This is a genomic window from Arthrobacter rhombi (assembly GCF_039526245.1).
Classification (GTDB): Bacteria; Actinomycetota; Actinomycetes; order Actinomycetales; family Micrococcaceae; genus Arthrobacter_H; species Arthrobacter_H rhombi.
The window spans coordinates 25986-37002 of record NZ_BAAAIV010000007.1; the positions used below are offsets into that span (position 1 = coordinate 25986).

An 11017-nucleotide genomic window follows, 5' to 3' on the forward strand; every position below is an offset into this window, starting at 1 on the left:
GGCTTGCCGCGGGTGCGCTACGACCTGCGTGGTCCCCGGGCCCCCGCCCCGGCCGCGGCGTCGGCGACCGCATGGACCGCTGCCTCCAGGGGGCCGCGGCGCCCGGCCCACTTCAGGGCGATGCCCGCGAGCAGGGTGATGACCACAAACCACAGGTAGAGCTGCAGGCGGGGCAGGCCGGCGGTGGCGGTGCTCAACAGATCCAGCGCCACCAGATGTCCTGCATACAACGTCAGGGTCGCCGACCCGGCTCCCGACAACGGCCACATCAGCGCCTCCCCGGCGCCGCCGAGCAGCGCGGTCAACGCCATCGCCAGCAGCTGGCACGAGCCCAAGACGGCCAACGCAACTCCCGACACGTGCAGCAGATCCAACGGGGCGCTGCTGTGCGGGGCCGAGATCACGAACCACCAGGGCGTCGAATCGATCCCGGCCAGGCCGCGACCGGAGGCCAGCGCGGCATCCAGGGGTTGGCCATTGACTTCGGTGATGGACGCCAGCGCGCGGACCGCAGCGGGGTGGGTGTCGAGCAGCCATGCGGACAGGGCCCGGGCCCCGGAGGCCAGCGCCGCCCCGCCCACGGCCAACGCCAGGGCCACGGGCGGCAGCTGCAGCCGGCAGCGGCCCACGGCCAGGCCCAGCAGCACGAATCCGGTCCACACCAGCACGGGGTAGTAGCCGGTGACGAACAGGTCGGCCAGCAGGGTCGCCGGGCGCAACACGTCGCCGAGCCCAGGGGAGGCCCCCACCGTTGCCGGTTCCACGTGGGCTTGCACCCACGGGAGCAGCAGGTACCAGAGCGCCGGCGCCAGCAGCAGCCAACCCGCGGTCCAGCACCACAGGGCGCGCAGACGCAGCCGCAAGAACACGGTGGCGATCAGGAAGAGGACCCCGTAGTGCACCAGGATGACCGCGACGTTGGCATCGAGGGAACCGACGCCGAGCCCGATCACGGTGATCAGCAATGCCCGGACGACGACGGAACGCCGGTCGGCGGCGGCCCTCCCCGCGCTGTGGGGGGTGCTTCCGCCGGTCAGCAACCCCAACCCCACACCGGCGAGGATCGCGAAGACCGCCGACGCCTTGCCGGCGAACAGCAGCGCCACCCAGGTCGCCTCGGTGCCGTGCGGGCCGGCCTGGGTCAGGGGCAGGATGTGGGTTCCCATCATCCCGAGCAGTGCCAGGCCGCGGGCCACGTCGACCCCGGCGATGCGCCGGGTCGGAGCCGTCGTGCGCTGTCGGGGCATGGGCTGATGGCCTGTCGGTGGGAGGGGAGGATGCGGTGGGACCCGCGCGTCGAATATACCAAGACCGGCACCGCGCCACCGGTGCACGTCATCTTGGTCACGCAGCGTGTGCGGCTACGGAATTTGGCGGGGGCTGAGGGTAACGTGGGGGCCATGCCTGCCACGGATTCGAACACCCCGCGCCACGACTACCCCTTCGGTACCCTGGGCACCGCCATGGTCACCCCGTTCGCTGCAGGAGGCGCTGCCGACCTGGAGCAGGCGGCGGCCCTGGCCGTCCACCTGGTCGATGGCGGCTGCGATTCGCTGGTGGTCACCGGGACCACCGGGGAGACCTCCACGCTGACCGACGAGGAGAACCTCGGCATGTTCCGTGCCGTGGTCGAGGCGGTCGGCGGCCGGGCCAAGGTCATCGCCGGTTCCACCACCAACGACACCGCGCACTCGATCCACCTGTCGAAGGCCGCTGCGAAGCTCGGCGTCGACGGGCTGCTGGTCACCGCGCCGTACTACAACAAGCCCAGCCAAGCCGGTGTCCGGGCCCACGTGGAGGCCATCGCCTCCAGCACCGAGTTGCCCGTCATGGTCTACGACATCCCCGGCCGCGCCGGCATCGCGATCAGCGCCGAGACGCTGATCCGACTGGCCGAGCACCCCCATGTGGTGGCGCTGAAGGATGCCAAGGCCGACTACCAGTCCACCACCCGCGTGCTGGCCAACACCGACCTGCATGTCTACTCCGGTGACGATGGGCTGACCCTTCCGCTCATGGCGGCCGGCGCCAAGGGCGTCATCTCCGTTTCGGCACATGTGGCCACCGCCGGGTACCGCCGCCTCGTGGACGCGATGCTCGCCGGGGACCTGGCCACCGCCCGCGCCCTGCACTTCGAACTGGATCCCGTCCAGCGGGCCGTCATGTCCCACATCCAGGGCGCCGTCGCGGCGAAGACGATCCTGCACTGGCAGGGTGTGCTGCCGCACGCGAACGTGAGGCTGCCCCTGGTGGAACCGACCGAGGAAGAAGCAGCACCCATCCGCGCTGACCTGGCCGAGGCCGGAATCCACCTCTAGGAAGAGGCCCCCGATGTCCGACACCGTCGTCGCCCCGGCAGATGCCGCCCGCCTGAGCCCACCTCCGCCGCTGGCCGACGGGACCCTGCGCATCGTGCCCCTCGGCGGCATCGGCGAGGTCGGACGGAACATGGCAGTGTTCGAGATCGGCGGGAAGCTGCTCATCGTCGACTGCGGGGTGCTCTTCCCGGAGGAGTTCCAACCCGGCGTCGACGTGATCCTGCCGGACTTCGGGTACATCCGCGAACGGCTCGACGACGTCGTGGGCGTGGTGCTCACGCACGGCCATGAGGACCACATCGGGGCCATTCCCTACCTGCTGCGCCTCCGCGGGGACATTCCGCTGATCGGCTCGCAGCTGACGCTGGCCCTGGTCGAGGCGAAGCTGGCCGAACACCGCATTTCCCCGGTCCTGGTCACCGTCGCCGAAGGCGAACGCCGGCAATTCGCCGGGTTCGACTGCGAATTCGTTGCCGTCAACCACTCGATCCCCGATGCCCTGGCGGTGTTCATCCGCACCGCCGCCGGCACCGTCCTGCACACCGGGGACTTCAAGATGGACCAGCTGCCGTTGGATGGGCGGATCACCGACCTGCGGGCCTTCGCCCGGCTGGGGGAAGAGGGCGTGGACCTGTTCATGTCCGATTCCACCAACGCCGACGTCCCCGGGTTCACGACGGGCGAGCGGGAGATCGGCCCGGTCCTGCAGGACCTGTTCGGCCGTGCCGCCCAGCGGATCATCGTCGCCTCGTTCTCCTCGCATGTGCACCGGGTCCAACAGGTGCTCGACGCCGCTGCCGCCCATGGGCGCCAGGTTGCCTTCGTGGGGCGCTCCATGGTCCGGAACATGGGCATTGCCGCCCGGCTGGGCTACCTGGACGTCCCCGAGGGGATCCTGGTGGACCTCAAGGAGGTCGACCAGTTGCCGCAGGAACGCGTGGTGCTGATGTCCACCGGCTCCCAGGGGGAACCCATGGCGGCGCTCTCGCGCATGGCCACCGGCGACCACCGGATCTCCGTCGGGCCAGGGGACACCGTCATCCTGGCGTCCTCCCTGATCCCGGGCAACGAGAACGCCGTCTTCCGCGTCATCAACGGCCTGATGCGCCTGGGCGCCGACGTCGTGCACAAGGGCACCGCCAAGGTCCACGTCTCCGGCCATGCCTCGGCCGGGGAGCTGCTCTACTGCTACAACATCATCCGCCCGCGCCACGCCATGCCCGTCCATGGGGAGACCCGCCACCTGCTGGCCAATGCGCGGATCGCCGAACAGACGGGTGTCCCGACCCAGAACATCCTGCTCACCGAGGATGGCTCGGTCGTGGACCTGCGCGACGGCGTCGCACGCCAGGTCGGCCAGGTCGACTGCGGGTTCGTCTACGTCGACGGCTCCGCTGTGGGCAGCCTCACCGACGATGACCTCAAGGACCGCAGGACCCTGGGCGAAGAGGGGTTCATCTCGGTGATCACCGTGGTCAACCGCCAGACCGGAAGCATCGTCACGGGACCGGACATCCATGCCCGCGGCGTGGCCGAGGACGAGCAGGTGTTCGAGGAGATCAAGCCCAAGATCGTTGCGGCCCTCGAGGAGGCGGTGCGCAACAACCCCACCCACACCACCTACCAGTTGCAGCAGGTGGTCCGCCGGACCATCGGGGCCTGGGTCAGCCGCAGACTACGCCGCAAGCCCATGATCGTCCCGGTCGTCCTCGAGGCCTGAGGCGTGTAAATCCGGGGCTGGAGGGCCCGGACCCTGTACGGTTACGCGTATGGCGACCCGTACTTCCCCCACCCCGACGAAGGCCTCCGGCCGCAAACCGGCGGGCAAGACCCCGGCGCGCGGCAAATCCGGCACGGGTTCGTCGCGTCAGGGCGGTGCGCGTCCGGCGGCAGGAACCTCCGGCGTGGATCAGGACCTGGCCCTGCCGTTGCGTGCCATCCGCGGACTGTGGATGGGCCTGGCCCGCATGGTCGGCGGGGCGTTCCGCAAGATCGGCCAGGACGTGCGTCCCGAACGCGATGTCCGTCGTGACGGCACCGGACTTTTCCTCGTCGTCATCGCGGTCATCGTCGGCAGCGTCGAATGGTGGGGCCTGCGCGGCGTCGGCTGGTACGGCACCACCGTGCACAACATCTTCGGCGGCTCCCTGGGCTTCATGGCCTCGCTGCTGCCGCTCGTCCTCTTCATCGGGGCCTACCGGTTGTTCCGTCGCCCCGAGGAGAACCGCGCCAACAACCGGATCGGCATCGGCCTCACCCTGGCCACGTTGTCCATCGCCGGCATCGCCCATATCGTCGCCGGCCTTCCGGCCCTGGACGCACCCTTCGACCAGCTCTGGTCCGGCGGGGGAGTGGTCGGGTTCCTGGTCAGCGTGCCGCTGGCCAGCCTGCTGAGCCGGTGGGGTGCGTTGGCCGTCATGATCGTGCTGGCGGTCTTGAGCCTGATGATCATGACCGCCACCCCATTCCGCCACATCCCGGCGCGCATCCGCCAGGGCTACGAATGGATCATGGGACAACCCGAGCCGGGTGCCGCACCCCGGGAGCGTTCCGACGCCGACGATCCCGAACACGACCAGAGCTACCTCTATGCCGACCGCGAGCGTGCCGAACGCCCGGCCAAGCGGACCCGCAAGTTCGGCCGGGCGGCCCGTGCGCGCCAACGCGAAGAGGAAGCCGAGGCGGCAGCAGCCGCCGAGGCGTTCACCGGGGATGCCGCCTACGACAAGGCGGTCATCCACGACCATGACGAAGACCCCGCCACCGTCCCGGGACCGGCCATCCCCCCGGGCGTGCGCCGTCCCACCGCTGCGGAAAAGGCGATGGAAAAGGTCAAGAACGACGTCGGGCTCGGTTCCGGTGCAGCCGCCGCGAACGAGCCGGCCACCGAGGCCCTGGATACGACGGCGATCAACGGCATGCTCGCTGCTGCCGGCGCGCCCGGCGGCTCCGGCGCCGCGGTTCCGAATGTCCCCTCGAACCCCGTTGCGCAGCCGGCCCCGCTGACCCCGATCCCGCAGCGCACGGAGCAGCTCCAGCTCTCCGGCGACGTCGCCTACACGCTTCCGTCCTCCGAATTCCTCCCGGCCGGCCCGCCGGCGAAGGAACGCTCGGAAGCCAACGACGCCGTCGTCAAGGCCCTGACCGATACCCTCGACCAGTTCAAGGTCGACGCCCAGGTCACCGGCTTCAGCCGCGGTCCGACGGTCACCCGCTACGAGATCGCCCTGTCCCCGGGGACCAAGGTCGAACGCGTGACCGCCCTGTCCAAGAACATCTCCTATGCGGTCGCCTCCTCCGACGTGCGGATCCTCTCGCCGATCCCCGGCAAGAGCGCCATCGGCATCGAGATCCCGAATGCCGACAAGGAGGTCGTCGCCCTCGGTGACGTCCTGCGCTCCAACGCCGCCCGCAAGACCGAGCACCCCATGGTCATGGGTGTCGGCAAGGACGTCGAGGGCGGGTTCGTGGTCGCCAACCTGGCCAAGATGCCGCACATGCTCGTCGCCGGCGCCACCGGTGCGGGCAAGTCCTCGTTCGTGAACTCGATGATCACCTCCATCCTCATGCGCGCCACCCCCGACGAGGTGCGCATGGTCATGGTCGACCCCAAGCGCGTGGAACTGACCGCCTACGAGGGTGTTCCCCACCTGATCACCCCCATCATCACCAACCCGAAGAAGGCCGCCGAGGCCCTGCAGTGGGTCGTCCGCGAGATGGACACGCGCTACGACGACCTCGCCAACTTCGGGTACAAGCACGTCGATGACTTCAACAAGGGGGTGCGCAACGGCAAGGTCGTCCCCCCGGAAGGCTCCAAGCGGGTCATCAGGCCCTACCCCTACCTGCTGGTCATCGTCGACGAGCTCGCAGACCTGATGATGGTCGCCCCCCGCGACGTCGAGGATTCGATCGTTCGCATCACCCAGCTCGCCCGTGCCGCAGGCATCCACCTGGTCCTCGCCACACAGCGACCCTCCGTTGATGTCGTCACGGGCCTGATCAAGGCCAACGTGCCCTCGCGCATGGCCTTCGCCACCTCCTCCGTCACCGACTCCCGCGTGGTCCTGGACCAGCCAGGGGCCGAGAAGCTGCTGGGCCAGGGCGACGCCCTGTTCCTGCCCATGGGCGCCTCCAAGCCCATGCGTGTCCAGGGTGCCTGGGTCACCGAGTCGGAGATCCATCGGGTCGTCGAGCACGTCAAGGGCCAGCTCACTGCCGTGTACCGCGATGACGTCGCCGTCGAGGCCCCGAAGAAGGAGATCGACGACGACATCGGGGACGACCTCGAGGTCCTGTTGCAGGCCACCGAGCTGGTGGTCACCACGCAGTTCGGGTCCACCTCCATGCTCCAGCGCAAGCTGCGTGTCGGGTTCGCCAAGGCAGGCCGGCTGATGGACCTGCTCGAGTCCCGCGGCGTCGTCGGCCCCTCCGAAGGCTCCAAGGCCCGCGACGTACTCGTCAAGCCCGATGACCTGCCGGCCGTGCTGGCCGCCATGCGCGGGGACTCGGCACCGGCCACCCCGCAGGAGACACCGGCCGCCGAAGCCGCGCTGGTCGAGAACGCCAACGCCAACCACTACGGCACCGATCTCGTCGCCGAGGACCTCGCCGCCTACCCGCAAGCCACCGAATACGACGACGGGGACGACGGCGAGTCCGGCTCGGAAGACGCCTGGAACCTCACCGGACGGTAACCTGAACAGGTGACTGAAACCCCAGCAGAACGCACACCCCAGCCCGTCCCGACCTTGAACATCGCCAATGTCCTGACGACCTTGCGGATCGTCATGGTCCCGTTCTTCGTCTGGGCCCTGGTGGCCGACGACCAGCAACATGCAACACTGCGCTGGATTGCCGTCGCGTTGTTCGCGCTGGCCATGTACACCGACAAGCTCGACGGCGATTTGGCGCGTAGCCGGGGACTGATCACCAACTTCGGCAAGATCGCCGACCCCATCGCCGACAAACTCCTGTTGGGTGCCGCCCTGGTCACCCTGTCCTGGTTGGGCGAATTGTGGTGGTGGGTCACCATCGTCATCCTGGTCCGTGAATTGGGCATCACCGTCCTGCGCTTCGCGGTCATCCGCCGAGGCGTCATTGCCGCATCCAAGGGCGGCAAGCTCAAGACCGTCACCCAGACGGCCGGTCTGGCCCTGCTGCTGTTGCCCTTCACCCCGGACATCGGCTGGCTGTCCGCCATCGCCTTGGCCGTCATCCTGCTGGCAGCTGCGATCACCATCTATACCGGTATCGACTACATCGTCCAGGCATCACGGATGCGCCCAGCACCCGGCGGCCGGGAAGTCCGGTGACTGACGGCCGGGCCGATCACGCGGCAGAACGCATCGTCGCTGCAGGAACCAGCAGGGGCCTGACAGTGGCCACTGCGGAATCACTCACCGCAGGGTGGATCGCCGGTGCCATCGCGGATGTCGCTGGGGCTTCGGCCGTTCTGCGCGGGGGAGTGGTCAGCTATCACAACCAGGTCAAACATGAAGTCCTCGGCGTCGACGCCGAACTGCTGCGTGAATGCGGATCGGTGGACCCGGAGGTCGCCCGGCAGATGGCCGAGGGGGCCCGACACACCTGTACAGCAGACATCGCCGTTTCCAGTACGGGCGTCGCCGGGCCAGAGCCCCACGACGGCCAGGCGGTAGGCACCGTGTACGTCGGTTTCGCGACCGATGAGGGCAGCGGAGCCCGCGAACTGCACCTGTCTGGCGGACGCCAGGAGATCCGTGCTGCGGCACGGGACGCCGCACTGGAACTACTGGCCGGTTTGCTCGAGAAGAAATAGTCGTCCACACTTCGCCCGGGCGCTGGCAGTCCGGCCCCGATTGTGGTTAGTGTGGGTGCCGGGAACAAAATGACGATCCCGTGAGTTGAAAAAACTACAGGGTCCGAACCAGGACCCGGAAGCCAGGCAGTGCCTGGCACAGGATCTGAAGGAGTAAGGCGATACACATGGTCAAGCAACCCGTATCCGTAAACGGCGTCGTCCGTTGGCGCGATGTGGGTCTGACAGAAGATGCCCGTCGCGAGCACAAGGAGCCTAAAATGGTAGTACTCCGCCACGAGATCGGCGACGTCCTGCGGGACGTCCGGCAGCGTCAGGGCAGGACCCTGCGCGAGGTCTCGCATAATGCCCGCGTTTCCCTTGGCTACCTCTCCGAGGTGGAGCGTGGACAGAAGGAAGCTTCGTCCGAACTGCTCTCATCGATTTGTGGGGCGCTCGACGTCCCGCTCTCCCTGATGTTGCGCGAGGTCAGCGACCGCGTAGCCATAGCCGAAGGCGTCGACATCCCGGACACCGTCCCGTCGGACCTCACCAACCAGTTCTCCACAGTCCTCCCAGAGGACTGGACCGAGGGCCTACCCCAGGACCTCGCAGCGACACACTAGCCTCCAGGTGGTGCGTTCCCCGGCGATCAGCCGGGGTTGCCCGCCGGGACGAAGCAGACGACAGGGCAGCCGCATGTCCGGCTGCCCTGTCTCATGTGGCGCCTCAGCCCCGATCGTTCAGGTACGAATGGTTCAGCTTGGCCAGCAACCCGGCCAAGGTCTCCAGTTCGGAATCCGGCCAATCGGCCAAAAGGTCGCGGAAGATGTGCTGCCGCGACTGCTGTGCAGTGGACAGTTGTCGCGCACCGGCTTCAGTCAGTGTGATGGATTGGGCCCTCCCGTCGGCTGGGTCGGCGACTTTCGTCAGCACACCGAGCTCCTCGAGCATCTTGACTTGCCGGCTGACCGAAGGCTTGCCGACACCGATCTCCGCCGCCAACTCGGTCAAGCGCAGTGTCCCGCGGCGTTGCAACGCGGCCAGCAGGCCGTAGGCGCCCGGTTCCATATCCGGGTGGACCTGCTTGGCCACCTTGTTGCCGTTGGCGCGTGCGCGCCGCCAGAGGAAGCTGAGTTGCTCCTCCATGTCATGGATCGCTTGGGTCCGTTGCGCGGCTTCGGAGGCTGCAGGGGCAGGTTCATTCATGGCACCATCTTAGAGTCGGAAGGTCCGACACATGGAAGAATGGACGATGTGAGACTCAGCGACTTCTGGCGGTTGATGGACGACGAATTCGGGGCCGGGTATTCACGCGTCCTGGCATCCGAACTGGTGTTGTCGGACCTGGGCGACAAAAGCGCCCAACAAGCACTGTCGTCCGGCACCGAACCCCGACGTGTCTGGTTGGCGATTTGCGAGAAGCAGGATGTGCCCGACGAACGCCGGCTGGGACGCGACGTTGCCCCGAAGAAATAGCCTTCGAAGACACACCAACGAAAGTTCGAATATGTGTTCGGAAGAGTTGTAGGCTGTAGCGAGAGACATTGCACGGTTTTGGCCCCGTTCTCCACAGGAATGCGGACCGGTGCCAAATTGTCCGGTGTGGCGCATACCGTGTGAAGCAGGACGACAACAGGCCTGAGGGCCGCAAGACAACCGAGGTGAATGATGGCTGCAGCAATGGACCGCGAAAAGGCGCTCGAATCAGCGCTGGCGCAGATCGACAAGCAGTACGGCAAGGGATCTGTCATGCGTTTGGGGGACGAAACGCGCGCCAAGATCGAGGTCATCCCCACGGGATCGATTGCCATGGACATCGCCTTGGGGATTGGCGGGCTGCCGCGTGGCCGTGTCGTGGAAATCTATGGACCGGAGTCCTCCGGTAAGACCACCCTGGCGCTGCATGCCGTGGCCAACGCACAGCGCAACGGCGGAATCGCTGCCTTTATTGACGCCGAGCACGCCCTTGACCCCGAATACGCACAGAAGCTGGGTGTCGATACCGATGCGCTCCTGGTCTCGCAGCCTGACACCGGTGAGCAGGCACTTGAGATCATGGACATGCTGATCGGATCGGGATCCCTGGACGTCATTGTCATCGACTCCGTGGCTGCCCTGGTGCCGCGCGCGGAAATCGAAGGCGAAATGGGCGACAGCCACGTGGGTCTGCAGGCCCGCCTGATGAGCCAGGCCCTGCGCAAGATCGCCGGGCGCTTGAGCCAGACCAAGACCACAGCCATCTTCATTAACCAGCTCCGCGAGAAGATCGGCGTCTTCTTCGGCAGCCCCGAAACCACCACAGGTGGCAAGGCACTGAAGTTCTACGCCTCGGTGCGCATCGATGTCCGTCGTATCGAGACGCTCAAGGAGGGGACGAACCCCGTCGGCAACCGTACCCGTGCCAAGATCGTCAAGAACAAGATGGCGCCGCCGTTCAAGCAGGCCGAATTCGACATCCTCTACGGTATCGGCATCTCCCGCGAGGGCGGCCTCATTGACATGGGCGTCGAGGAAGGCTTCGTGAAGAAGTCCGGTGCATGGTTCACCTATGACGGCGACCAGCTGGGCCAGGGCAAGGAAAATGCCCGCAAGTTCCTGCGCGACAACCCTGACCTGACGAATGAGTTGGAACGCCGGATCAAGGAAAAGCTGGGCATCGGCGCCCAGCCCGAGGAGCCGGGCGATCCGCAGCTGCGCGCCGTGGGCAACGACTCCTAGCCGCGGCCCACACTGCAGGGCTACGCGATGGGCTCGATTCCCGGCGACTTCGGCGGCCTGACGGATCCTGACGGATCCGGTGGCTCGTTGTTTCCTCCTGATGCAGCGGATCCAGACCCGGCACCTGACGCACATCCAGCCGGGAATCCACTCGACGATGGCCAGGACCGGGGCCCTGCCGGCAAGAAGAAACGGAGTT

Annotated in this window: 10 protein-coding genes; 8 read left to right on the forward strand and 2 right to left on the reverse strand. The window is 67.3% G+C overall.

The window, feature by feature from the left end:
• Positions 1 to 17 precede the first annotated feature (17 nt).
• Positions 18 to 1247: a heparan-alpha-glucosaminide N-acetyltransferase domain-containing protein gene (locus tag ABD088_RS06785; protein WP_343900985.1), complete on the reverse strand. Its 1230-nt coding sequence runs from the start codon at positions 1245 to 1247 to the stop codon at positions 18 to 20.
• A gap of 153 nt (positions 1248 to 1400) precedes the next feature.
• Between ABD088_RS06785 and dapA the strand changes: the two genes are divergently transcribed.
• The 6 genes from dapA (at position 1401) to ABD088_RS06815 (ending at position 8723) form a co-directional block, all read left to right on the forward strand.
• Positions 1401 to 2318 (forward strand): 4-hydroxy-tetrahydrodipicolinate synthase, encoded by a 918-nt coding sequence (dapA, locus tag ABD088_RS06790; protein ID WP_343900986.1) that lies wholly within the window; start codon positions 1401 to 1403, stop codon positions 2316 to 2318.
• 13 nt (positions 2319 to 2331) lie between these two features.
• Entirely contained in the window at positions 2332 to 4038 is a 1707-nt protein-coding gene (locus tag ABD088_RS06795; RefSeq protein WP_343900987.1) for a ribonuclease J, read from the forward strand.
• A gap of 49 nt (positions 4039 to 4087) precedes the next feature.
• The gene (locus tag ABD088_RS06800; protein ID WP_343900988.1) at positions 4088 to 7015 is read left to right on the forward strand and encodes an FtsK/SpoIIIE family DNA translocase; all 2928 of its coding nucleotides are present in this window, start codon (positions 4088 to 4090) and stop codon (positions 7013 to 7015) included.
• Positions 7016 to 7024: 9 nt separating this feature from the next.
• Positions 7025 to 7633: a CDP-diacylglycerol--glycerol-3-phosphate 3-phosphatidyltransferase gene (gene pgsA / locus ABD088_RS06805; protein WP_343900990.1), complete on the forward strand. Its 609-nt coding sequence runs from the start codon at positions 7025 to 7027 to the stop codon at positions 7631 to 7633.
• On the forward strand, positions 7630 to 8118 hold the full coding sequence (locus ABD088_RS06810) for a CinA family protein (RefSeq protein WP_343900991.1): 489 nt from the start codon (positions 7630 to 7632) through the stop codon (positions 8116 to 8118). Before pgsA ends, ABD088_RS06810 begins: the two co-directional genes overlap by 4 nt.
• A 167-nt stretch (positions 8119 to 8285) precedes the next feature.
• Positions 8286 to 8723, forward strand: a complete 438-nt coding sequence (locus tag ABD088_RS06815) for a helix-turn-helix domain-containing protein (RefSeq protein ID WP_343900992.1) — start codon at positions 8286 to 8288, stop codon at positions 8721 to 8723.
• Positions 8724 to 8826: 103 nt separating this feature from the next.
• Here ABD088_RS06815 and ABD088_RS06820 read toward each other — a convergent pair whose 3' ends face one another.
• A complete protein-coding gene (locus ABD088_RS06820) occupies positions 8827 to 9306 on the reverse strand; it encodes a MarR family winged helix-turn-helix transcriptional regulator (RefSeq protein ID WP_343900994.1) in 480 nt (159 codons plus the stop codon).
• Positions 9307 to 9354: 48 nt separating this feature from the next.
• Between ABD088_RS06820 and ABD088_RS06825 the strand changes: the two genes are divergently transcribed.
• Positions 9355 to 9576 carry a DUF3046 domain-containing protein gene (locus tag ABD088_RS06825; RefSeq protein WP_343901060.1) on the forward strand — a complete coding sequence of 74 codons (222 nt, stop codon included), beginning with the start codon at positions 9355 to 9357 and terminating at the stop codon, positions 9574 to 9576.
• Between the two features lie 192 nt (positions 9577 to 9768).
• Positions 9769 to 10818: a recombinase RecA gene (gene recA / locus ABD088_RS06830; RefSeq protein WP_343901061.1), complete on the forward strand. Its 1050-nt coding sequence runs from the start codon at positions 9769 to 9771 to the stop codon at positions 10816 to 10818.
• Positions 10819 to 11017 lie beyond the last annotated feature (199 nt).

Bases quoted from the DNA above. Each gene is read 5' to 3' on its own strand.
- ABD088_RS06785 (WP_343900985.1), bottom strand. From the start codon at position 1,247: ATGCCCCGACAGCGCACGACGGCTCCGACCCGGCGCATCGCCGGGGTC.
- dapA (WP_343900986.1), top strand. From the start codon at position 1,401: ATGCCTGCCACGGATTCGAACACCCCGCGCCACGACTACCCCTTCGGT.
- ABD088_RS06795 (WP_343900987.1), top strand. From the start codon at position 2,332: ATGTCCGACACCGTCGTCGCCCCGGCAGATGCCGCCCGCCTGAGCCCA.
- ABD088_RS06800 (WP_343900988.1), top strand. From the start codon at position 4,088: ATGGCGACCCGTACTTCCCCCACCCCGACGAAGGCCTCCGGCCGCAAA.
- ABD088_RS06815 (WP_343900992.1), top strand. From the start codon at position 8,286: ATGGTCAAGCAACCCGTATCCGTAAACGGCGTCGTCCGTTGGCGCGAT.
- ABD088_RS06820 (WP_343900994.1), bottom strand. From the start codon at position 9,306: ATGAATGAACCTGCCCCTGCAGCCTCCGAAGCCGCGCAACGGACCCAA.
- recA (WP_343901061.1), top strand. From the start codon at position 9,769: ATGGCTGCAGCAATGGACCGCGAAAAGGCGCTCGAATCAGCGCTGGCG.